This is a genomic window from Pseudomonas sp. IT-P176 (assembly GCF_949767245.1).
GTDB lineage: Bacteria > Pseudomonadota > Gammaproteobacteria > Pseudomonadales > Pseudomonadaceae > Aquipseudomonas.
Window position 1 is genome coordinate 1 of sequence record NZ_CATKPN010000060.1, and the last position, 22206, is coordinate 22206.

Consider the following 22206-nt stretch of genomic DNA (forward strand, 5'->3'; position numbering starts at 1 on the left):
TCAAAAGTGAGCCGCCGTCAGGCGGAACCATAGGAGGCCGTTACCGAAGAAATGGATATGTACTCGGTCTAATCCAACATCCTGGTCGCACCACAGTTGTGTAGATACCTATGCCGCGATGGGGCCAGCACAGCCAACATTTATCGACCTGACACACCGCCATCCCGGGTAAACCTGGTCCCACAGGCTCGCTCCCACAATGGATTTTAGCTGTTCGCAGATTGTGTATACCGCCACCCAACCTGCTCGCGATGGCGCTATCGGAGAGTTTTTTTGGCCAGATTGGACAGTGTCAGGGCCGGGGTCGGTTGTTAGGCTCAGTGCTCGAATTCAGCCAATAAGAACCAAAAGCAATGAAGCTGACAATTCTCCTGCTGCTGCTCTGCGGCACCGCTCCGGCGGCGTGGGGTTGGTCCAACCATACGGTCGGCAGCTACCTGGCGTTGCAGGAGTTGCCGGCCCTGCGCGAGGCGCCCCAGGTCACGGTCGAGCCGCTGGAGCAGTTCCTCACTGAGCAATATGGCGCCATCGCCGAGTTGCTCGAGCAGCAGGAGCAATTCGCTCGTCAGCACTTTGCCCAGTACCCGCCACGTCCCGACAACCTGAAGTTGCCCGCTACGCCGGGGGACAATGTGCGCCAGGCGTTTCTCAACGCCCTGCGGGTCAATCCGCAGATCCACCTGGCCATGGTGATCCAACCGATGCCCGGGCAGGACCAGCCACAGCGCGCGCACCTCAAGGCCGAACAGGTGATGGTCGAGCAGACCCTGTCGCCGTGGAATCGCCAGCGCTTCATCCTGCTCGAGCAGGGTGAACACGTCGCGCCCCTGGCCGTGCTGGCCAGCGCCGCCGACGAGCCGGATTACGGGCATGACATCAACCTGTTCAGCGACAACCCCGGCGAGGTGGCCGCGGTCTACGGCTTCGGTCCGCAGCCGTTCGGCGATGAGCGATTCCAGTACAGCTCCCAGGCGCCGTTCCATATGGGCTTCTTCCACGAGAGCCCAGTGGTCTATGCCGCCGCCGGTTTTCTGCAGCGCAGTTGGCCGGATTGGCGCGCCTATCAGTACCTGGGCCTGGCGCGACTGGCGTTCGCCACGGGCCATTCCTACTGGGGTTACCGCTTTCTTGGCTGGGGCCTGCACCACATTCAGGACCTGACCCAGCCCTATCACGCCAAGCCACTGCCGGGCGTCGAGCTGGCGAGCATGCTGCTGATGGAAGGCCAGGCCCTGGCCGGTTACGACAGTGACAAGCGCGCGGCCATCGAGCGGGTTGCCAGTCGCCATATGGAGGTGGAGAAGTATCAGGCCGCCTGGCTCTACAGCCTGTTGCGCAGCGGGCAGCCGGTGCATCCGATGCTCCAGGCCTACGCCGATACCGCACAAGACACCAGCTACCCGCCCTATTCGGTGGACTACCTGCGCGACGTGGTCAGCGCTCAGTCCGCCGAGGCCGGCGCCATGTTTGACCAGGCCATCGGTGAATGGCTGGAGACGGCGCCGGCTACCAGCAATTTCAGCAGTGGCAATCAGCTGCAAACCGAAGACTACGACCACCCATTACTCAACCAGCAGCTGTTCCAGTTGTTGGGGCATTTCGGTGCGCACAGCCGGATTTATGTCGGTGCCGGACTCGCGCCAGCGGTGGCAGGCAACGCAGCGCCTTAACCGCTGCCCGAAAACAAAAACAACAAGATCAGGGAAGGGAGGAACACCGCATGAGGATTCGATTACGCCATTCGGGCGCGGCGATATCCGGGGTAGGCCTGGCAGGGCTGTTGCAGCTATGCGTGGTCGATGGCGCGTTGGCTGCCGAGTTCAAGGTACTGGACAACCAGGTCACGGGCTCGTTCGACAGCACCTTGTCCTACGGTCGCTTGTGGCGGGTCCAGGGACGGGACAAGAGCAACGACGACGTCAACACCAACGATGGCAATCGCAACTTCGACACCGGGCTGGTATCCGAGGTGTACAAGATCACCTCGGAGCTGGAAGCCAACTACCAGAACTACGGGGTGTTCATGCGCGGCACCGCGTTCTACGACACTCAGTTGATGGACAAGCGCAACGATTACTACCGCAACAACAGCCCCTCGCAACCGAGCCAGAGTTACCCCGACGACGACCATTTCACCGACGAGACTCGCGACATCGCCGGCAGCCGGGTCGAGATGCTCGACGCCTACGTCTATGGCAACTGGGACGTGGCGCAGATGCCGGTGACGGCGCGCCTGGGTCGCCAGGTATTCAACTGGGGCGAAGGTATTTTCTATCGCGGCGGGATCAACACCACCAACCCGGTGGACGCGGCCAAGTACCGCCTGCCGGGTGCCGAGGTCAAGGAAGTGCTGATGCCAGTGGAGGCGGTCAGCTTCAACATCGGCCTGAGCGATAACCTGACCATGGAAAGTTTCTACCAGACCAACTGGAAAGAAACCCGCATCGATCCGGTCGGCACCTTCTACTCCCAGGGGGACCTGTTCGCCGACGGCGGCAACACCGGCTACAACAACTTCAGCGGCACCGCCCTGGATACGCCAGTGCCGGGCTTTGGCAACGTGATCGGCTTGTACGAAGCGCTGGGCAACAACCCGGCGCTCAACCAGATCCTGGGCAGCACCGGCTTGTACGCCAACGGCGTGACCCCGGCCTACGGCAACACCCTCAAGGTGGCGTCCATCGGCAAGGACATCAACGCGCGTAACGACGGCCAGTTCGGCTTCGCCTTCCGCTACATCGCCGAAGAGCTCAACAGCACCGAGTTCGGCGTGTACATGGTCAACTACCACGCCAAGGAGCCGACCATCGCCGCCAATCTGGGTGGCTACAAGGGCATCGACATGGACGCCCTGACCAATCTGTTGAGCGGTCTGGCCGGTAGCCAGGCCGCTGCATTGGCCAATGGCCTGGCCACCGCCGACGTGATGGGCAATATCCAGGCCAATCGCCGCTACGCCGAAGACATCCGCATGTATGGCTTCAGCTTCAACACCACCTTGGGTCAGGCTTCGGTCTTCGGTGAGTTGGCCTACCGGCCGAACCTGCCGATTGGCATCGCGGCGACCAACGACCTGATCGGTGACCTGGCCAACGGCGCAGCCGCTGCGGTAACCGGCCAGTCGATCAACGTCGGCGGGCAGATGGTCACCCTCGACAGCCAGATCAACAACGCCGAGCGCGTGGAGGCGTTCAACACCTCGCTGGGCAGCATCTACAACTTCGGCCCGAACCTGTCGTTCGATTCGCTGTTTGGCGTATTCGAGCTGGCCTCCGAGCACTTGCGCGGCAGCAGCCTGCAGTACACCGCCTTCGACGGCAGCAACCGCTACTACGCCGGCACCGGCAACACCTCCTATGTCTCGGGCGGTGATCGGGACGATCAGATCAATCGCGACTCCTACAGCTACACCCTGATGGTCAACGGCACCTGGAACGACGTGTACGCCGGGGTCAACGTTTCGCCGTACGCGGTCTACAAAGACGACTTCAAGGGCAACAGCTACCAGGCCGGCAATACCATCGAAGGGCGCAAGGCCTACACCCTGGGGATCAAGGCCAACTACCAGAACAAGCTGGAAGCGGAGCTGCAATACACCGAGTTCTACGGCGGTGGGCAGAACAACAGCATTCGTGACCGCGACAACGTCGGTTTTAACCTCAAGTATTTCCTGTGACGGTTCAGGCCCCCTGGCATGTGGGCGCCGTGGCCCTGCCTTTGATTCGGAGAACATCCATGCTTCACACACCACGATTGCTCAAGACCAGCCTGGCGCTGGTCCTCAGCCTGGCAGCGGGCAGCGCGCTGGCCGCGCTGTCACCCCAGGACGCGCAACAACTGAAAACCAGCCTGACGCCCCTGGGCGCCGAGCGTGCGGGTAACGCAGCCGGCACCATCCCGGCCTGGGATGGCGGCATCACTCAGGCGCCCAAGGGCTATGTGCCGGGCAAGCATCACCTGGACCCATTCCCCACCGACAAGCCGTTGTTCACCATCACCAAGGCCAACCTGGAACAGTACAAGGGGCAGTTGACGGCGGGTCAGATCGCGTTGTTCAACAGCTACCCCGACACCTTCCAGATGCCGATCTACCCCAGCCGTCGCTCCGGCTCGGCGCCGCAGTGGCTGTACGACAACACCTTCAAGAACGCCACTTCGGCCAAGTTGCTGGACGGTGGCAACGGCTTCAGCGATGCCTATGGCGGCGTGCCGTTCCCGGTGCCCAAGGACGGCGTCGAGGCGTTGTGGAACCACATCACCCGCTATCGCGGAATCTATGTGGTGCGGCGCGCTTCCGAAGCACCGGTGCAGCGCAATGGCAGCTTCGCCCTGGTGACTTCGCAACAGGAAGGGCTGTTCACCTACTACCGTCCGGGTGGGCAGTTCGCCGACCTGAAAAACATCCTGTTCTACTACCTGGCCTTCGTGAAGAGCCCGGCGCGCCTGGCCGGTGGTGCGGCGCTGGTGCACGAGACCCTGGACCAGATCAAGGACCCACGCCAGGCCTGGGTCTACGACGCCGGGCAACGTCGTGTGCGGCGGGCACCGAACCTGGCGTACGACACCCCGATCGCTTCTTCCGATGGCTTGCGCACGGCGGACGACACCGACCTGTTCAACGGCTCGCCAGACCGCTACAACTGGAAGTTGGTGGGCAAGAAAGAGGTCTACATTCCCTACAACAACTACAAGGTCACCAGCCCTGAAGTGAAGTACGCGGACCTGCTCACGCCGGGGCACCTCAACCCGAAATTCACCCGCTATGAGCTGCACCGGGTGTGGGTGGTGGAGGGCACGCTGAAGCCGGGCTCGCGGCACATCTACTCCAAGCGCGTGCTGTTTCTCGACGAGGACAGCTGGGGCGCGGCCGTGGTGGACCAGTACGACGGGCGAGGGGAGTTGTGGCGGGTGTCGATGGGCTACCTGAAGAACTTCTACGACCTGCCCACCACCTGGAGTGCGCTGGACGTGTTCCACGACTTGCAGGCGCGCCGTTACTACGTGCAGAACCTGGATAACGAAGAGTCGCAAACCGTAGACTTTTCCCAGCCGGTGCCAGAGGACTCCTACTTCATGCCGTCGGCGTTGCGCCAACGCGGTACGCGGTAAGGCAAAGCTGCGCGTCAACGATGACGCGCAGCTGTGATTTAACGCTTAGGCCTAGACCCGGAAGTGGCTGACCATCATCTGCAACTGGTTACCCAGGCGTGCCAGTTCAATGCTCGAGGCGGCGGTTTCGTCGCTGGCGGCGGCGGTCTGTTCCGAGACGTCGCGCACGTTGACGATACTGCGCCTGATTTCCTCGGCGACCGCGCTTTGCTGCTCGGCTGCTGCGGCGATCTGCTGGTTCATCGACTGGATATTCGACACCGTGCGGGTGATGTTTTCCAGCGACAAGCCGGCCTTGCGGGTCAGTTGCACGCTGCTGTCGGTCAGGCTGCGGCTGTTGCTCATCACCGTGGCGACCTGCTGGGTGCCGTTCTGCAATGCGGCCACCAGGCCTTCGATTTCCTCGGTGGATTTCTGCGTGCGTTGCGCCAGGCCGCGCACTTCGTCGGCAACCACGGCGAAGCCACGTCCCGCTTCACCGGCCCGCGCCGCTTCAATGGCGGCGTTGAGCGCCAGCAGGTTGGTCTGCTCGGCCACGGCCTTGATCACGTCCATGACGCTGCCGATCTTGTCGCTTTCCTTCTGCAGGACGCTCATGGCCTCGGTGGAGCGCACCACCTCACTGGCGAGGCGCTCGATCTGGGTGATCGCTTCGTTGACCACCCGATCACCTTCACGGGCTTCGCCATCGGCGGCCGCGGCAGCTTGCGAGGCTTGTTCGGCGTTACGCGCGACTTCCTGCACGGTGGCGGTCATCTCGTGCATGGCGGTGGCGACCTGATCGGTCTCGACCTTCTGGCTGTTGACCCCGGCGCTGGTTTCTTCGGTCACCGCCGATAGCTCCTCGGCGGCGCTGGCGATCTGGGTCACGCCATCCCGAATGCCGCTGATCAGGTCGCGCAGGGTCACGCCCATGCGGGCGATGCCTTGCTGCAATACGCCAAGTTCGTCGCGACGGGTCACGCGGATGTCCTGGGTCAGGTCGCCGCTGGCAATCCGTTCGACCACTGCCAGGGTGTCGCGCAGCGGACGGGTGATCTGGCGGGTGATGAGCACTGCGGCGAGCACGCCGACCAGCAAGGCCAGCAAGGTACTGATCAGTTGCAGGGTGCGGGCCTGGGCGCTTTCGATGTCGCGACGATCGAGCTGGATCTGATACAGCGCGTCGCTGCGGGTCACGATGTCGCTGCCCTGGACGGTCATTTCCTGGCGTGCGGTGATGGCTTGGCTATTGGCTGCCTTGTAAGTCTGCAAGGCACTGCGGTAGCTGCTCAGCACCCGTTCCAGCTGGCGCAGGGCGTCGCCCTGGGTGTCGGCAAAATGCTGGTTGAGGGTTTTCAGGCTGGCAATCGCGGCGTCCAGTTGCACGGCGGCCTTCTGCTCGGTGGCCGGGTTGCTGTCGGCGGTGTAGCCGCGCACTTCGTAGCGGGCCAGCAGGAACTGCTCCTTGGCCTCGGTGATGGCCTGGAACTGCTCGAAACGCTGGTCGCTGAGGGGCATCTGGCGCACACGGCTGTTGATGTCGTTGATCAGGTTGTTGGCGATTTCCGCGTTGTCGCCCATGGCCTGGCGCGCACTGTTGGCAGCCAGGTAGGCGTTGCGCATTTTGTTCAGCGATTGCTGGTAGGCGTCGATGACCGCGCCTTGCTCGCGGAGCAGCTTGAGGTTGTCCGGGCTCTTGAACTGCGCCAGCAGGGCCTGTTGCTGGGCCTTGAAGTCATCGAGGGAGCTTTGCACGGTCTGGGCCACGCCCTCGTCACCGTTGGCCAGCATGTACTGCAGGCGGGTAATGCGCAGCTTGGTCAGCCCCGCGTTGAGGCGGGTAATGTCGCTCATCCAGTTGCTGCGGTCGATCAACCCGCCCAGGCTGGTCCAGCCCGTCAGGGCGAGCACGCAGGTAAGGGCCAGCACCAGGCCGAAACCCAGGCCCAGCTTGAGGTTGACGCTGATGTTGGCGAACCAGCTATTCATAAACAATTCCTCCAGGAACGTTGCACTACTTAGTCGTCATTGGGCTGGAAGATTGTTTTTTTTGGGAGCCAGCAAGGGGTGTAGATGGCCTGTATCGGCCGCAGTCGCGATAGCTGAACCGATTTTTGTCACAAGCGGATCACCGCTATTCAGCGCGTTGTCGGAGGGCTTGCCTGAGATCAGGTTTTTTTCACATTCATTTCACCAACCACCCACCTGCCGGTCTTTAGTGTCCGGCGATCGATACCGAGTGGGGATCCACGATGCAACTGTTCGCGCGCCAGCGATTCTATTGGATGAACCTGGGAATCGCGCTGCTCTGTGCGGCGCTGGTGTTCCTGTTGTTCGACATGACCCAGGTCGACATAGCCTTCAGTAACCTGTTGTTCGACCCAGTCAGCCAGACTTTCCCACTCGATCACATCCGCTTGTTTGAGCAGTTCACCCACAAATGGGCGCGGATCGTGCCGAACTGGACCGCAGAAATCGCCCTGATCGGCGGGTTGTTGTCGTTTGCCTGGCCGCGGATCAATGCCGGAAAATACCCGCGCTTCAGTGGATTTCTCGAGCGAAGCAAGGTGGCGCCAGTGCTGCGCTTTACCACCGAGCATCGTCGGGACTTCTGGTTCGTGGTGTTTGCCTTCGCCCTCTGCACCGGGGTGATCCACTTCCTCAAGGCGCACACCAGCGTGTACTGCCCGATCGAGACCACCCTCTATGGCGGCAAGCTCGCGCATATCGAGTGGTACAGCAACTTCCAGTTGTTCAAGGAAGCGGGCGACGGCCGCTGCTGGCCAGGCGGCCATGCCTCCGGCGGCTTCACCATGCTGGCCCTGTACTTCGTGGCCCGGCGTCATCAGTGGCGCTTTTCCAAGGCCATCCTGTGGGGCTCGCTGGGACTGGGCTTCATCTATGGCACCACACGGGTCCTGCAAGGCTGGCACTACATGTCCCACACCTTTTGGGCGGGGATCTTCGTCTGGCTGACCTGCTTGCTGACGGCGCTGGCGTTCTATGGCCGGGCGCGGCTGGATGTGCCGGTGCTGCAGAAGGTCAAGGCTGCGGACTCTGCGACGCAGGTCGAGGCAGCAGGTTGAGGTCGGTCCTGCAGCGCAGGTCACGACCTACATAGGAGATTGCCAGCGAAGGCGAGCGTGAGATCGACCTCGCTGGCAAATGAATACGCCGATAGTGACTAGAACCAGCCAGCTTTTTTTTCAGTGGCGCGGGGAAGTTCTCGATATCTTGCGCGCTGAGGCGGCCGCTTTTATTACACTTGTCGGGGGAGGTGATGAGCGCAGCAATTTCCCCTATCAACTTCAAGTGTCCCCAGACTCCGAGTTGTCGATAGAACGCCAGCGCCTTGACCGCTGAACTGTTCTTCAGGTGCTCCAGCATCACATCCATCTTGGTGTAGGCCAGGTAGAGCGCGACGGCGATCCAGATGAATATCAGTATGAGAATGGCTCCGCCGAGAGAACCCACGACAAATTCGGCTTTGCTCATTCGACTTCATTGCCGTCTCGGGCGGTGGTCTTGGCCCCGACAGTGATGTGATAGCGCTTCATGCGACGTGTGTCCTTGTTTGCTCGAAAGGACGCACGCTAGATGACGGGGTAAAGGAAGATAAATCAGATGTTTCTTTGGCGTATGTAGGCTTTCTCTCTAAGTGATTGGCCTGCTTTGCAAAGTGATGCCTTCGGCTGAAGTCCTGAAAGGCTTACAGCTACTGGCAGTGTTACTCCCCCACAAAGTAATACGCCTGCCGGCTCACCGACATTTTCTGCAGTATCTGCAGCGGCGGCGCGGGCTCCTGGTCGCTGGCGATCAGCGCTACGTGGGAGGGAGAAGTGCCCAGGTAGGCGGTCAACTCGGCTTCTGTCCGTAGATTCCTGAGCATGCTCCGGGTGTAGAACACGGATGCCCCGGCCGTTCGTTCGTTGGCCTGGTACAGCGCCACTTGCCGCCCCTCGGCTTGGAGCGCCTGGATCTGTTGCATCAGCGGCAGGAATGACAAGCTCCGGTCTGCGCGCGGCGCGGCCCATTGGGCGGCACCCAAGTACGCCGCAATGACCAGGCTGAGCAGGCCAATGGCGATAGCCCGGCGGGAACGCGCGACCTTGCCCAGCCAATTGCTCGCCGTGGTGTGCTCGCGCAGGCGCTCGAACAGCACTGCGGCATATTCCGCCGCGATCACCGCGGCGGCGGGTGTCATCGACATCAGGTACACCGTGCGTTTGCTCGACGCCAGGGTCAGCATCAGGAACTGCGCCAACAGCCATAGGGTGAAGAACAGCAGGTAGCGGTTGCTCGCCAGGCTTTTGCGAAAGTGCCACAGCCCCAGGTAGACCAGGATGTTCCACGGCAGGAAGGCTTCTGGCAGTTTGCCCAGGTAGTAGTAGAACGGCTCGTAGTGGCCGGCCTCGACGAACGAGCCATTAAAACGCCCGACGCTGTTGGTCAGCAGCACCTCCGCCAGGGCCGATGCGCCGCCGCGCTGGTAGAGCATGCACAGCCAGATCAGCAGCGGAATCAGACCGAACACGGTCATCAGTGCCGGGCGTACCCAGCGCGCCGGTGTGAAGCGCTTGTCGATCAAGGTCTCGGCCAGCAGGAAGGCAAAGATCACCACCCCCGGCATCGCCAGGCCGAGCATGCCCTTGCTCAACGTGGCGATGGCGATGCCGAGCGCGAACACCATCCAGCTGGCCTTGGCACTCTGCCGGGCAGCCTGTTGTCGATGGGCCTGATAGAAGGCCAGCAACGCCAGGCTGACCCCCAGGCTCAGCAGTGCATCTTCACCGACTCCGCGCACATTGCCCCAGTAACTGCCCATGGTGGCCAGCATGATCCCGGCGCTGAAGGCGATCGCCTTGGGTCGGCCAAAGCGGCGCAGCGCCCCATACAGCAGCATCACGCTGAACAACCCGGCAAAGGCCGACGCCAGGCGCACCGCCCAGGGCGTGCCGCCGAATGTGCGAATCGCTGCCGCATCAAGCCACAGGCTCAGGGGAGGTTTTTCCAGAAAAGCTTGGTCGAGCAGGCGGGGGGTCACCCAGTCATTGTCCAGGTGCATCTGCATGGCAATTCCGGCGACCCGGGCTTCGGTGGAGCCTTGCAGTTGGTGATTGCCCAGGGCAAAGAAAAACAGCAGGGCGGCGAGCAGGAATAACAACGGAGCTGGGCGCGTCATGTGCTGGGGGCCACCGAAGGAAAGAGCGGGGAGGAGGGCGGCAAAGTATAGGGCGGCGAATCTGAACAATGAGTGAACGGTGTGTGACAGATGGTGCATTGCAGGGCGATTGAGCCGATGTGCGGATTGGCTGGCTATAACAGTCGAGAATACTTGACGCAGGCTTTTCTATTTTCGGGTAATGGCATGCGAGGGTAGCATCAAGCCACTTCGTAGCGGACTGCCCCTCAAGCCGCAGACCGTCGACCTTATTAGAAAAAGAAAATCCTGAAGGAGCCTGTATGTCCATGTCCAGCCCCGCGACGCGAGCGGATTTTGAGTACCTTGACCGTCTTGATGCCTTGGGCGCCTCGCGTGAGCGTTTCGATTTGCCGGAGGGCGAGATCTACCTCGATGGCAATTCGTTGGGCGCGATGCCGGCACACATTCCCGCGCGCATCGAGAAAGTCCTCAAGCAGGAATGGGCCCAGGGCCTGATTCGTTCCTGGAACGATGCCAACTGGTACCCGGCCCCGCAGCGCACCGGCGCGAAAATCGCCGCTTTGATTGGTGCCCAGGGGCACGAGGTGATCGTTGCCGACTCGACTTCGATCAACCTGTTCAAAGTACTGGTGGCGGCGACTCGCCTGCGTCCTGGGCGCAGTGTGATCCTGGCGGAGAAGGGCAATTTTCCCACCGACGTGTACATCGCCGATGGCGTGGCCGAACTGACCGGCAGCCAACTGCGCTGCGTCGAACCGGACGAGATTCTCGATGCCCTGGATGAAGACGTGGCGATCGTGTCCCTGACCCACGTCAACTTCAAATCCGGCAAGCGCTACGACATGGCGCGCATTACCGAGCGGGCCCATGCGGTTGGCGCGCTGGTGGTTTGGGACCTGTGCCATTCGGCCGGAGCCATGCCGATTGCACTCAATGGGGTGAACGCCGACTTCGCCGTGGGCTGTGGCTACAAGTACCTCAACGGCGGGCCTGGTGCGCCGGCCTTCGTGTTTGTTGCCGAACGCCACATCCCGCATATCCGCCAGCCGCTCACGGGCTGGCACGGGCACGCCAAGCCGTTCGATTTCGACCATCACTTCCGCCCCCACCCGACCATCGACCGGATGCTCACCGGCACCGCGCCCCAACTCGGCGTGCTGGCGCTGGAGGCCGCACTGGAGGTGTTCGATGGCGTCGACCTGAACCTGCTGCGCGAGAAAAGCGTGGCCCTGGGCGATCTGTTCATCCAGTTGTGCGATGAGCAACTGGCGGGCCTGGGCATCGAGTTGCGCTCACCGCGCAACGGCGAAGAACGCGGCAGCCAGGTGTCGCTGGCGCATGAGCAAGCCTATGCGGTGATGCAGGCGCTGATCGCCCGGGGCATCGTTGGCGACTTCCGCGCGCCGGACATCCTGCGCTTCGGGTTTGCCCCGCTGTACATCCGCTATGTCGATGTCTGGGACAGCGTGGTCGCCCTGCGTGAAATTCTCGAACAACAAGAATGGGATCGCCCGGAGTTCCTGGCCCGCAAGTCAGTGACCTGAGTTCCTCCCACCGATTCGGAGCAAACGTGCAATGACAAAAACAACCAGCACCTTCGAACACTTGATAGACCGCGAAAAAGGCTTGAAGCAGAGCCTTACCAGCGGCCAGTTGTCGATGATCGCCATTGGTGGCGCCATCGGCACCGGCCTGTTCCTGGGCAGCGGTTTTGCCATCGGTTTTGCCGGCCCCAGCGTCCTGGTCAGCTATGGCATCGGTGCCTTGATCGCCCTCTTGCTGATGGGCTGCCTGGCGGAGATGACCGTGCGCCATCCGACCTCAGGGTCGTTCGGTTCCTTTGCCGAGTTCTACGTGGCGCCCTGGTTTGGCTTCGCGATCCGCTACGCCTACTGGTCGTCGATCGTGTTTGCGGTCGGGACCGAGATCACGGCGGCGGCGATGTACATGAAGTACTGGTACCCGGACGTGCCGGGTGGCTACTGGATGGTCGCGTTCTCCATGGCGCTGATCGTCGCCAACGCCTTCAGCGTCAAGGTATTTGGGGCCATCGAGTACCTGTTCTCGCTGATCAAGCTCTGCGCCATCGTGGTGTTCATCCTGCTGGGCGCCTATGTGGTGTACGGCGCGCCGGCCGACTCCTCGATCGGCTTTGCCAACTACAGCAACGACCGGGGCTTTTTCCCCAATGGCTGGTGGGGCACCTGGGTGGCGGTGATCGTCGCGTTCTTCAGCTACCTGAGTATCGAGATGATCGCGGTGGCGGCCGGTGAGGCCAAGGACCCGCAGCGTGCAGTGACCCGCGCGTTCCGGATTACCGTGGTGCGCCTGGTGGTGTTCTACCTGCTGACCATCGCCCTGGTCCTGGCGATTGTGCCCTGGGGCCAGAACAGCGGCGGCCAGAGCCCGTTTGTCACGGTGATGGCGGCCACTGGTGTGCCTTATGCCGGCGCGGTGTTCAACGCGGTGATCCTGATTGCCGCCCTGTCGGCCATGAACAGTCAGCTGTACATCACCACGCGCTTGATGTTCAGCCTGTCGCGGGCCGGCCAGGCACCGGCGGTGTTCGGTCGCCTCAACAGCAAAGGGGTGCCGCTGTCAGCGCTGCTGCTGTCGTCGGTGGGAATTGGCCTGGCAACGCTGCTGTACCTGGCCTACCCGGAAAAAGCCTTCACCCTGATGATGTCGATCGCCATGTTCGGTGCGATGTTCACCTGGGCCGGGATCTTCCTCACGCACCTGTTCTTCCGCCGCCGCCAGGCCGGTCAACCCTTGGCCTTCAAGCTCTGGGGGTACCCATGGACCAGCCTGGGCGGGTTGCTGCTGATGCTGGCGGTGATGGTCACCACGTTGTTCACCGAAGAGTTTGCCCCGACCTTGCTGTGTGGCATTCCGTTCCTGGCGGTGATCCTGTTGATCTACTTCCTGCGCTTCCGGCAAAAGGCCGTGCACCCGACAGACGCGCCCAAGCCCTTGCCACTGCAACGTTGAGTGGCGCTGCCTGACCAGGGACGGTCCGGCGTTTTCTAAATCCGAAAACATGAGGGCCAGACACAGTCCTTGTGGGAGCGGTCTTGCCCGCCATGAGGTCGGCACATCCAACGTCACGGTTGGATGACACACCGCTATCGCGGGCAAGCCCGCTCCCACAGGTTGTGTGTTTAGCGGCCCACCTTTCACACGGAGTTGTCATGAATCACGCCAGAACCACCGTTCTGTTGTTGGCCTGCGCCTGCGCGATGACTTCGTTCGCCGCAGAACCGGCGCGCGGATTTATCGCCGACAGCAGCGCGCAATTGTTGCTGCGCAACTCCTACTTCAACCGCAGCAAGGAAGACGGCCGCCGCGATGCCCGCGACTGGACGCAAGGCGTGCTTGGCCAGTTCAGCTCCGGATTCACCGAGGGCACGCTGGGGGTGGGCGTGGATGCCTTCGCCTACCTGGGCTTGAAACTCGATGCCCCGGCGGACAAGTCCGGTACCGGCAACCTGCCGGTGCACGATGACGGCGAGCCGGCCGACAGCTACGGCAAGGCCGGTGCGGCGCTGAAGCTGCGGTTGTCCGACAGCGTGCTCAAGTACGGTGAGCAGCGTCCGGAAACCCCGGTGTTTGGCGTCAGTCACTTTCGCATCGTGCCGCAGACCGCCACGGGCCTGTCGCTGATCAGCCGTGAAGTGGAGGCGCTGGAGGTCCAGGCCGGGCACTTCACCTCCGGCACCAGCCCGGTGACCACCAATGCTGATGGCGACCTGTGGGCAGTGATGGCCGGGGTCACCACACCGGCGGCGGACTACCTGGGCGGCACCTACCAACTGACGCCGGGGTTGAGCGCCACGTTGTACGGCTCGCGCTTCAAGGATATCTGGAACCAGTACTACGCCAACCTCGACGCACGCATCGACCTCGACTCGCACAACCAGCTCGGCCTGGGCCTGACGGCCTACCGCACCCTGGACGAGGGGCGGGCCAAGGCGGGCGAGATCAATAACACCAGCCTGGGCCTCTCGACGTTCTGGCGCAGCGGTGGTCATCGCTGGTTGCTGGGGCTGCAGAAGATCGACGGCGATACCCCCTTCGATTACCTCGGTGTCGGCGACAAGGACCGCCACGGCCGCAACGGCAACGACCAGGGGGCCTCGATCCTGTTGCCCAACGCGGCGCAATTCGCCGACTTCAACGGCCCGCAGGAGCGTTCCTGGCAACTGCGTTACGACCTCGCGCTGGCTACTTACGGCGTGCCCGGCCTGAGTTTCATGAGTCGCTATGTGCGCGGTTGGGGCATTGATGGCAGCCACATCGCCGCCAACAGTCCCTACGCCGGGCGTTATGGCGACGACGGCCAGCATCACGAAATCAACCTGGAACTGCGCTACGTGGTCCAGTCCGGTCCGGCCAAGGGCTTGAGTGTGCGGGCCCGGCAGGCCTGGCACCGGGCCGATCGCGACCAGGGCTCCGGCGATCTGGATGACTTTCGCCTGATCACCGATTACCCGATCGACATTTTGTAGACCCCCTGTACTGCCCACCCGGGCAACACCACTGGAGTGAATAATGAAAACAATGCGACTCCCCAGCACTTGCCGTGTGCCTTTTTTGACCAGCGCGCTGAGCGCCTGCGTGATGCTGGGCCTGTGCGCCAGTGTCCAGGCGGACAGCTCGAAACCGGTCAATATCAGCGACCCATTCGTCAAACAGCAGACGGCCTTGTCGGTGGACAAGATCCCACCGATGCCGGCCCCGGGCAGTTATGGCATGGACAAGGCGACGGGCAAGTTCACCCACCCGGTGGCCACGCCGTTCAGCCATGAAGGTGAGCCGTTCGCTGGCGAGCTGGATTACTGGGACACCAAAAGCTACATCAAGAACATGACCGTCGAGGCCTACTACCCGATCACGGTCGAGCCGTTTCACACCTGGCAGAACATCGTCGACTTCGACGGCAAGCGCTACCTCTACCAGTACGTGCGCCGCAACCTGAAGATCTTCGATATCACCCACCCCAAAGACGTGAAGCTGGTGTTCACCAAGGGCTCGACCTGGGGCGCGGACGGCCCGGGCAAGGAAGAAAACCCCTATGCCGCGGACGATATGTTCGGCGCGGCGTCGGTGCAGTGGAACAAGAAACTGGGCAAGTACATCATGGTCCAGTCCTTCGAGGTTCGCCGTTTTGGCGTGTTGAGCGACAAGTACCGCGAGCCGGACAAAGTCGAGGCCATCCGCAAGTCCAAGCACCTCAAGGGCTTCAAGGTCTACGAGATGAATGGCCCGTTGCCGGACGACTGGAAACTGATCGCTACCCGCACCACCGACATCGAACACCCGGATGCGCCGATCGGCGAGCAGCAGGGCTCCGGTGTGCGTGATATTCCCGCCTACTTCGGGGGCGACGTGATGTACGTGGCCGCCGCACCGAGCGACAAGTACGCACTGACCGAATACCCCAACGACCTGTACAACGCCGGCTACCAGTCCTGGGACATGTCCGACCCGAGCAATCCCAAGCTCCTGGACATGCTGACCATTCCCGGCCAGATCGTCGGTGACCCGCAGCACGAAGCCGTGTTCAAGGCCAACCCGCGCGCCGGTAACCGTGCGTCCTGGATGGGCGCGCGCATGTCGCTGTTCATTCCGAAAACCGTCGAGCAGGGTGGTAAATACGGCTACGCCGCCATGGGCGGGATGGGGCTCTACGTGGTCGACATCACCCAGGCCGACAACATGAAAGTGGTCGGTCACCTGGAGTTCCCGGTGAGCGTGGCCGGTACCGAAGGCGACAACATCGACGTCTCGCAAGTGGAGAAGACCGGGATCATTTACTTCAGTGGCTACCCACTGTCGGAAGATTGCTTCGAGGCGAAGAAGGACATCTTCGCGGTGGACGTCAGCAACCCGCAGAAGCCGGCGATCCAGTACGTGCTGCCGCGTCCGACGCCACCGGCCGACGCCGCGTTCACCGACTACTGCCAGCGCAAGGGCAGCTTCGGGCCCAAGCGTTCCGGTTACTACACCCAGCCTGGTGTCGCGCGCGAGGGCATCCTGCCGTACGCGTTCTACAACGCCGGGGTCCAGGTGTTCGACGTGCGTGAGCCGGGCAAACCGACCATCGGTGCTTACTTCGTGCCGCCGTTCGATACCAAGAACGTGGCCAGTTACGCCATGGGCAACCTGACCCACGGCACCTACACCGAGTACGACCGCAACCTGATCTGGGTCTTCACCAACCACGGCTTCTACGCCCTGTCGACGCCGTTGCTCGGCAAGCCGAATTTCGAGGCTCCGAGCAAACCCTGGCCGGCCCGGGACTGAAAACCAGACAACTCACCATAAAAACAAATAAGCAAAGCCTGGCGGTGGTTCGACAACGAACCACCGGCCAGCGCTTGTGCAGTGTCCGGAGTTTTTCATGCGCAAACTATTGCTCGCCCTTCCGTTGATGAGTGGCGCTTGCTATGCGGAGTTCAAGGTGTCCGGGGTGGTCGACCTGACGTACGAAGTGGCGCGCTCGGGAGGCGACACCGTGGATCGGCTGACGGGTGCGGGCTTGAGCTCCAACCGTATCCAGTTCAAGTATTTCCAGGAAGTGACGGACGACATCAAGCTCAACGCCGTCTATGAAGCCATGTACAACCCCCACTCCGATGACTCGACGGGTAAGCGCGAAGTCTATTACCAGGTGATCTCCGAGCGCTGGGGGACCCTCAGCGCCGGTCGCCAGGACACCCCCTCGGCCAACAGCTACGGCTATGCCGACCCCCTCTATGGCAACGACTACAGCCTGGTCAACAACGTCCAGGTGTTCTATGCACCGTGGCGTGAAGACGACTCGCTGATGTACATCAGCCCGCGCTACGAGGGTTATCAGTTTCGTGGCATGGCGACCCTGGGCGAGAACGATGGCAGTCGCGACGGCGTGGTCTACAGCACCAGCATCGACTACTGGGCCGACAGCCCCTGGTATTTTGCCGCCGCGGTGGATCGTAAGTACCAACGCAATCTGTGGGACAAGCACACCATGGAGCAGGCGACCGATGCCTACTTCACCGTGGTCTACAGCATGGGCACCACGGACCTGACAGCGGTCTATCACCGTTATGTCGGTTACTACGCCTACGCACCTTGGGTGGACTTCGAGTCCAACGGCAGCGACCTGCAGTTGGGGATTCGCCACAACTTCTGGGACACCCAGAACATTGCCGCCAGCGTGGTCTACAAGGACGACCGCAAGAACCAAGCCTTGAGCGACGCCACGGGCATCAACCTGGCGTACATCTACAACTTCAACAAGCAGACCGACCTGTATGCGGTGTACGGCTACGTGCATCACAACCGCGACTCGGACGTGCGTTACCCGGTGAGCTGGAACCTGGAAAGCCCGTTGCGCAACGAGAACCCGGAGGGATTGCAGATGGGGGTGCGCTACAAGTTTTAAGCCAGGTTGAAAGCGGGCGCCGAAAGGCGCCTTTTTTTGTGCCTGGACAACCTGCGAGCGAGCACGATCCCGGTGGGAGCGAGCCTGCTCGCGATGGGGCCGCACATTCAACATCGATGCTGCCTGACCCACCGCCATCGCGGGCAAGCCCGCTCCCACAGGTTTGGTGGGTATATGCAAAATCCATGGGCACCGAAGATCTCTGTGGGAGCGGGCTTGCCCGCGATGGGGCCGGGACATTCAACATCAATGCTGCCTGACACACCGCCATCGCGGGCAAGCCCGCTCCCACAGGTTTGGTGGGTGTCTGCAAAATCTGTGGGCACCGAAGATCTCGGTGGGAGCGGGCTTGCCCGCGATGGGGCCGGGACATTCAATATTGTGGTGCCTGACACACTGTCATCGCGGGCAAGCCCGCTCCCACAGGTTTGGTGGGTGTCTGCAAAATCCATGGGCACCCAAGATCCCGGTGGGGGTAGGAAAAATCTGTGGGCAGCTGAAAAACACTGTGTGGGGGGCATGTAAAAGCCCCGCGGCAATCGCTTGCGGCGGGGCTGGGTGCAGCGTTGGGTCAGAGCCCGAAGAACGCCTGGGCGTTGCTTCCCAGGATCTGCGCCTTGGTCGCCTGATCCAGCTCAGGATGCTCGATCACCCCGGCACCAATGCTCTGCTCCCCGAGGGGGAACGGGGCGTCGGAGCCGAGCATTACCCGGTCGCTGCCCATCACGTCCACCAGCAACTTCAGCGAGCGCGGATCGAATACGGCGGAGTCGACGAAGAAGCGTTTGACGTAGCTCGACGGTAGGTTCGGGCAGTCTTCGCGGACGATGTCGCGGTGTTGCCAGGCATTGTCCACACGCCCCAGCAGGAAGGCGAAGCCGCCACCGCCGTGGGCAAAGCACAGGCGCAGTGAAGGCGGAATGCGTTCGAAGGCACCCGAGAGGATCAGCGACAGAATCCCCAGCTGGGTTTCCGCTGGCATCGCCACCAGCCACGGCAGCATCCACTTGCGCATGCGCTCGCCGCCCATCATGTCCCACGGGTGGACCAGCACTGGGATATCGTCCTCGGCACAGTGGGTGAAAAACCTCACCAGGCCTTCGTGGTCCAGATCCTGATTGCCGACGTGGTTGCCGATCTGCACACCGACATGGCCGGCCGCCTTGGCCCGACTGGCTTCCCGGCAGGCGGCGTCGATGTCCTGCAGCGGCACCTGGGCCAGGACCTTGAGCCGGTCCGGGGCCACGGCGGTCATTTCCAGGGCGCGGTCGTTCATCAGTTGCGCCCAGGGCAGGGCGCGCTCGATCGGCGCATCGTAGGCGAACAACACCGGCGTGGCGCACATGATCTGCACGTCCAGGCCCTGTTCGTCGAGGTGCTCGATGCGCCGGTGCATGTCCCACAGCACGTCGTGCACCGGACGGAACGGCTGGTCGCCGACCATGATCTGCCCAGTGCGTCCGCTGGTGTGCAACCACGGCCCGCGGTCGGCGCTCAGGCGTGCAGCCTCGGCCTGGCTGATGGTGGGGAAAAAGTGCGAATGCATGTCGATTTTCATGGGCGTTTCACCGCTTCGAGGGTGCGGTGCCAGGTTTGCCAATCGCGACCGGGGTGGATCTCACCGCACCCCTGGCAACGTCGTTCGGCGTCGCTGGTGGCGTAGAACTGTTCATAGACCGGCGGCAGGTCGTTGACGATGCTTTGCAATTGCAACTCATAGCGTTTGACCAGGGTGCCGCAATGGGCGCAGGACCACTGCAGGGCATCGAACTGTCCTTCTGGACGGGACTTTTCGATCACCAGGCACAGGCTGCCCGGCTCCGGACGCTGGGGCGAATGGATCACGTGCGGGGCCATCAGGTACATGTCGCCTTCGCGCAAATCAATGCGCTCGTACTGGCCGCGGTCCCAGATGTTCAGGTAGGCATTGCCCTTGAACTGGTAGAAGAACTCCTCGACCGGGTCATCGTGGAAGTCGGTGCGCTGGTTGGGGCCGCCGACCACCGTGACCATGGTGTCGCTGTCTTTCCACAGTTGGCGATTGCCCACCGGTGGCTTGAGCAGGTGGGCGTATTCTTCGATCCAGCGATTGAAGTTCAGGGGTGGACTGAAGTGATGCTTGTCCATCTTGTTGTCCTTAAGCATTGAGGGGGGCGTAGGCCACGGCTTTGATTTCGATGCGCAAGTGCGGGTGGGGCAGTTGGTGCACGGCCACAGTGGTACGGGTCGGGCCGGTTTCGTCGAAGTACTGCGCGTAGACCTGGTTGTAACCGTCGAAGTCGTTCATGTCGACGAGAAAACTGCTGAGTTCGACCAGGTCCGCGAGGCCCGCGCCTTCGCTGTTGAGGATGTCGCGGATGTTCTCGATCACGGCGCGGGTCTGCGCGCGAATATCCAGGCGGGTGGTGCCCAGGGCATCGACTTCCACGCCCTCGAAACTGTTGTCGGGACGCCGCGAGCTGGTGCCGGAGACGTAGAGGAAATCACCGGCGCGCTTGATGTGGGGAAAACGTCCGCGTGGCGTCGCCTTGCCGGCGACCACGGTCGATCGATTGAGGCTCATTGTCCTGCTCCTGGGTGGTTGGCAACGCTGAAGCCGCATTCGCCGAAACCGGCGATCTGCACGCTGACATGGGCGCCCGGGCTCAGGGCTTCGGCAGCGGTGGCGGCACCGGCCATGATCAGGCTGCCGGCCGGCAGGGCGATCTCGGCCTTGGCCAGCAACTGCGAGGCCTGCACCAGGCTGCGCAGCGGGTGGCCGAGGATCGCGGCCGTGGAGCCGGCCTGGACCACCCGGCCATTGATGCGCATCAGCACCCCGGCGTTGTCCAGGCCGGCGAAGTCGCGGGACCAGGCGCCGACCACCAACCCGGCGGAGGAGCAGTTGTCGGCGACCACGTCTTCGAGGCTGAACTTGAAGGCCTGGTAGCGCGAGTCGATGATCTCGATCGCCGGTGCCACGGCTTCCAGGTAGTCGACCGCTTCCAGTGCGGTCAAGGGGCGGTCGATGGTGCGCCGGGTGAGAAAGCACACCTCGGGTTCGGCCCGTGGATGGATGTAGCGCTGCAGGTCGACGATGCCGCCGTCTTCTTCGAGCATGGCGTCGGTGAGCCAGCCCCAGATCAGGCTGTCGACGCCCATCTGGATCATCTTCGCCCGGCTGGTGAAGCCCAGTTTGAGGCCGATCTGGCGCTCGCCGCCAGCGTAGCGATGGTGCATCGATGCCCGCTGGATCTGGTAGGCCTCATCGAGGCTGAACGGCGTGTGGGTACTGAACTGCGCCACGGCTTCGGCTTTGCGTGCTGCCTGGTCCAGGGCCTTGGCGATGTAGGCGATGTCGGTGGTCATGGGTGTTGCTCCAAGGGCGAACATGCCCGGTTCTCCTGTGGGAGCGAGCTTGCTCGCGATGGCGATGTGTCAGGCAACGGTGATGTCGACTGGCACTCAGTCATCGCGAGCAAGCTCGCTCCCACATTGGGGTGTGTGGGGTCAGTGGGGTTAGCGTTTGAGCAGGTCCAGGGCGACGTCGACGATCATGTCTTCCTGGCCGCCGACCATGCGTCGCTTGCCCAGTTCGACGAGGATGTCCACCGCCTTGATGCCGTACTTCTGCGCGGCGATTTCCGCGTGGCGCAAGAAGCTGGAGTACACGCCGGCATACCCCAAGGCCAGGGATTCGCGGTCGACCCGCACCGGACGGTCTTGCAGCGGGCGGACGATGTCATCGGCGGCGTCCATCAAGGTGTAGAGGTCGGTGCCGTGGTTCCAGCCCAGGCGGTCGGCGGCGGCGATGAACACTTCCAGCGGCGCGTTACCGGCACCGGCGCCCATGCCCGCGAGGCTGGCGTCGATGCGGTCGCAACCTTCTTCGACCGCGACAATCGAGTTGGCCACCCCCAGCGCCAGGTTGTGGTGGGCGTGCATGCCGGTCTGGGTCTCGGGCTTGAGCACCGCCTTGAAGGCGCGCAAACGCTCGCGCACATCCTGCATGCTCATCGCTCCACCGGAGTCGGCCATGTACACGCACGTGGCGCCGTAGCTTTCCATCAGTTTGGCTTGGGCGGCAAGCTGCTCGGCAGGGATCATGTGGCTCATCATCAAGAACCCCACGGTGTCCATGCCCAGCGCGCGGGCGTACTCGATGTGCTGGCGGGAAACGTCCGCCTCGGTGCAATGGGTGGCGATGCGCACCACCCGTGCCCCGGCGTTGTAGGCCGCTTTCAAGTCGTGGACCGTGCCGATCCCGGGCAACAACAAGGTAGTGATCTTGGCGTGGCTGATCACATCCGCCGCAGCTTCGATCCACTCAAGGTCGGTGTGGGCGGCGAAACCGTAGTTGAAACTCGACCCTTGCAGGCCGTCGCCGTGGGCCACTTCGATGGCGTCGACGCGGGCCTTGTCCAGGGCGCGGGCGATGTCCTGCACGTTCTGGATCGAGTACTGGTGACGAATCGCATGGCTGCCGTCGCGCAGGGTCACATCGCAGGTGTAGAGCTTTTTACCGGGGTTGAAGGTCATCGCA

Annotated in this window: 17 protein-coding genes and 1 pseudogene; 9 read left to right on the forward strand and 9 right to left on the reverse strand. The window is 62.4% G+C overall.

What is annotated here, in order from left to right:
• Positions 1-353: 353 nt before the first annotated feature.
• The 3 genes from ACM6IP_RS18290 to ACM6IP_RS18300 are packed head-to-tail and all read left to right on the forward strand — an operon-like array spanning position 354 to position 5109.
• Positions 354-1670 (forward strand): phospholipase, encoded by a 1317-nt coding sequence (locus ACM6IP_RS18290; protein ID WP_414862007.1) that lies wholly within the window; start codon positions 354-356, stop codon positions 1668-1670.
• A gap of 50 nt (positions 1671-1720) precedes the next feature.
• Positions 1721-3676 carry a DUF1302 domain-containing protein gene (locus ACM6IP_RS18295; RefSeq protein WP_095169524.1) on the forward strand — a complete coding sequence of 652 codons (1956 nt, stop codon included), beginning with the start codon at positions 1721-1723 and terminating at the stop codon, positions 3674-3676.
• Between the two features lie 59 nt (positions 3677-3735).
• Positions 3736-5109: a DUF1329 domain-containing protein gene (locus ACM6IP_RS18300; RefSeq protein ID WP_414862008.1), complete on the forward strand. Its 1374-nt coding sequence runs from the start codon at positions 3736-3738 to the stop codon at positions 5107-5109.
• Positions 5110-5160: 51 nt separating this feature from the next.
• On the opposite strand, the gene ACM6IP_RS18305 is transcribed toward ACM6IP_RS18300, so the two are convergent.
• Together ACM6IP_RS18305 and ACM6IP_RS18310 are read right to left on the reverse strand one after the other, a co-directional pair.
• Positions 5161-6024 (reverse strand): methyl-accepting chemotaxis protein, encoded by an 864-nt coding sequence (locus ACM6IP_RS18305; protein ID WP_414862024.1) that lies wholly within the window; start codon positions 6022-6024, stop codon positions 5161-5163.
• Positions 6019-7080: pseudogene (locus ACM6IP_RS18310) on the reverse strand (methyl-accepting chemotaxis protein); the annotation flags it as partial. The gene ACM6IP_RS18305 and the pseudogene ACM6IP_RS18310, both read right to left, overlap by 6 nt.
• A 263-nt stretch (positions 7081-7343) precedes the next feature.
• Here ACM6IP_RS18310 and ACM6IP_RS18315 point away from each other — a divergent pair.
• Entirely contained in the window at positions 7344-8177 is an 834-nt protein-coding gene (locus ACM6IP_RS18315; protein ID WP_414862009.1) for a phosphatase PAP2 family protein, read from the forward strand.
• On the opposite strand, the gene ACM6IP_RS18320 is transcribed toward ACM6IP_RS18315, so the two are convergent.
• Both ACM6IP_RS18320 and ACM6IP_RS18325 read right to left on the reverse strand, forming a co-directional pair.
• Positions 8134-8586 (reverse strand): hypothetical protein, encoded by a 453-nt coding sequence (locus ACM6IP_RS18320; RefSeq protein WP_414862010.1) that lies wholly within the window; start codon positions 8584-8586, stop codon positions 8134-8136. The genes ACM6IP_RS18315 and ACM6IP_RS18320 overlap by 44 nt on opposite strands.
• Positions 8587-8818: 232 nt before the next feature.
• Positions 8819-10273, reverse strand: a complete 1455-nt coding sequence (locus tag ACM6IP_RS18325) for an ArnT family glycosyltransferase (RefSeq protein ID WP_414862011.1) — start codon at positions 10271-10273, stop codon at positions 8819-8821.
• A gap of 281 nt (positions 10274-10554) precedes the next feature.
• Here ACM6IP_RS18325 and kynU point away from each other — a divergent pair, with 281 nt between their 5' ends.
• From kynU to ACM6IP_RS18350, 5 genes are all read left to right on the forward strand, one after another.
• Positions 10555-11799, forward strand: a complete 1245-nt coding sequence (gene kynU, locus ACM6IP_RS18330; RefSeq protein WP_414862012.1) for a kynureninase — start codon at positions 10555-10557, stop codon at positions 11797-11799.
• A 31-nt stretch (positions 11800-11830) separates the two neighbouring features.
• On the forward strand, positions 11831-13246 hold the full coding sequence (locus tag ACM6IP_RS18335; RefSeq protein ID WP_401129940.1) for an amino acid permease: 1416 nt from the start codon (positions 11831-11833) through the stop codon (positions 13244-13246).
• Between the two features lie 200 nt (positions 13247-13446).
• Positions 13447-14763, forward strand: a complete 1317-nt coding sequence (locus ACM6IP_RS18340) for an OprD family porin (RefSeq protein WP_095169516.1) — start codon at positions 13447-13449, stop codon at positions 14761-14763.
• Positions 14764-14839: 76 nt separating this feature from the next.
• Positions 14840-16561 (forward strand): hypothetical protein, encoded by a 1722-nt coding sequence (locus ACM6IP_RS18345; RefSeq protein WP_095169515.1) that lies wholly within the window; start codon positions 14840-14842, stop codon positions 16559-16561.
• Positions 16562-16658: 97 nt separating this feature from the next.
• Positions 16659-17684: a porin gene (locus ACM6IP_RS18350; RefSeq protein WP_095169514.1), complete on the forward strand. Its 1026-nt coding sequence runs from the start codon at positions 16659-16661 to the stop codon at positions 17682-17684.
• Positions 17685-18255: 571 nt separating this feature from the next.
• Here ACM6IP_RS18350 and ACM6IP_RS18355 read toward each other — a convergent pair.
• The 5 genes from ACM6IP_RS18355 to dmpG form a co-directional block, all read right to left on the reverse strand.
• Positions 18256-19242, reverse strand: a complete 987-nt coding sequence (locus ACM6IP_RS18355) for an amidohydrolase family protein (RefSeq protein ID WP_095169513.1) — start codon at positions 19240-19242, stop codon at positions 18256-18258.
• Entirely contained in the window at positions 19239-19811 is a 573-nt protein-coding gene (locus ACM6IP_RS18360) for a 3-hydroxyanthranilate 3,4-dioxygenase (protein ID WP_095169512.1), read from the reverse strand. The genes ACM6IP_RS18355 and ACM6IP_RS18360 overlap by 4 nt, the downstream gene beginning before the upstream one ends.
• Before the next feature lie 10 nt (positions 19812-19821).
• Complete coding sequence (locus ACM6IP_RS18365; protein WP_095169511.1) at positions 19822-20247, reverse strand: RidA family protein; 426 nt, start codon at positions 20245-20247, stop codon at positions 19822-19824.
• Positions 20244-21032 carry a 2-keto-4-pentenoate hydratase gene (locus ACM6IP_RS18370; protein ID WP_414862025.1) on the reverse strand — a complete coding sequence of 263 codons (789 nt, stop codon included), beginning with the start codon at positions 21030-21032 and terminating at the stop codon, positions 20244-20246. Before ACM6IP_RS18370 ends, ACM6IP_RS18365 begins: the two co-directional genes overlap by 4 nt.
• Before the next feature lie 150 nt (positions 21033-21182).
• Entirely contained in the window at positions 21183-22202 is a 1020-nt protein-coding gene (dmpG, locus tag ACM6IP_RS18375) for a 4-hydroxy-2-oxovalerate aldolase (RefSeq protein WP_095169509.1), read from the reverse strand.
• Positions 22203-22206: the final 4 nt, after the last annotated feature.

Coding starts and splice junctions, on each gene's coding strand:
- ACM6IP_RS18290 (WP_414862007.1), top strand. CDS start 354: ATGAAGCTGACAATTCTCCTGCTGCTGCTCTGCGGCACCGCTCCGGCG.
- ACM6IP_RS18295 (WP_095169524.1), top strand. CDS start 1,721: ATGAGGATTCGATTACGCCATTCGGGCGCGGCGATATCCGGGGTAGGC.
- ACM6IP_RS18300 (WP_414862008.1), top strand. CDS start 3,736: ATGCTTCACACACCACGATTGCTCAAGACCAGCCTGGCGCTGGTCCTC.
- ACM6IP_RS18305 (WP_414862024.1), bottom strand. CDS start 6,024: ATGGGCGTGACCCTGCGCGACCTGATCAGCGGCATTCGGGATGGCGTG.
- ACM6IP_RS18315 (WP_414862009.1), top strand. CDS start 7,344: ATGCAACTGTTCGCGCGCCAGCGATTCTATTGGATGAACCTGGGAATC.
- ACM6IP_RS18320 (WP_414862010.1), bottom strand. CDS start 8,586: ATGAGCAAAGCCGAATTTGTCGTGGGTTCTCTCGGCGGAGCCATTCTC.
- ACM6IP_RS18325 (WP_414862011.1), bottom strand. CDS start 10,273: ATGACGCGCCCAGCTCCGTTGTTATTCCTGCTCGCCGCCCTGCTGTTT.
- kynU (WP_414862012.1), top strand. CDS start 10,555: ATGTCCATGTCCAGCCCCGCGACGCGAGCGGATTTTGAGTACCTTGAC.
- ACM6IP_RS18335 (WP_401129940.1), top strand. CDS start 11,831: ATGACAAAAACAACCAGCACCTTCGAACACTTGATAGACCGCGAAAAA.
- ACM6IP_RS18340 (WP_095169516.1), top strand. CDS start 13,447: ATGAATCACGCCAGAACCACCGTTCTGTTGTTGGCCTGCGCCTGCGCG.
- ACM6IP_RS18350 (WP_095169514.1), top strand. CDS start 16,659: ATGCGCAAACTATTGCTCGCCCTTCCGTTGATGAGTGGCGCTTGCTAT.
- ACM6IP_RS18355 (WP_095169513.1), bottom strand. CDS start 19,242: ATGAAAATCGACATGCATTCGCACTTTTTCCCCACCATCAGCCAGGCC.
- ACM6IP_RS18360 (WP_095169512.1), bottom strand. CDS start 19,811: ATGGACAAGCATCACTTCAGTCCACCCCTGAACTTCAATCGCTGGATC.
- ACM6IP_RS18365 (WP_095169511.1), bottom strand. CDS start 20,247: ATGAGCCTCAATCGATCGACCGTGGTCGCCGGCAAGGCGACGCCACGC.
- ACM6IP_RS18370 (WP_414862025.1), bottom strand. CDS start 21,032: ATGACCACCGACATCGCCTACATCGCCAAGGCCCTGGACCAGGCAGCA.
- dmpG (WP_095169509.1), bottom strand. CDS start 22,202: ATGACCTTCAACCCCGGTAAAAAGCTCTACACCTGCGATGTGACCCTG.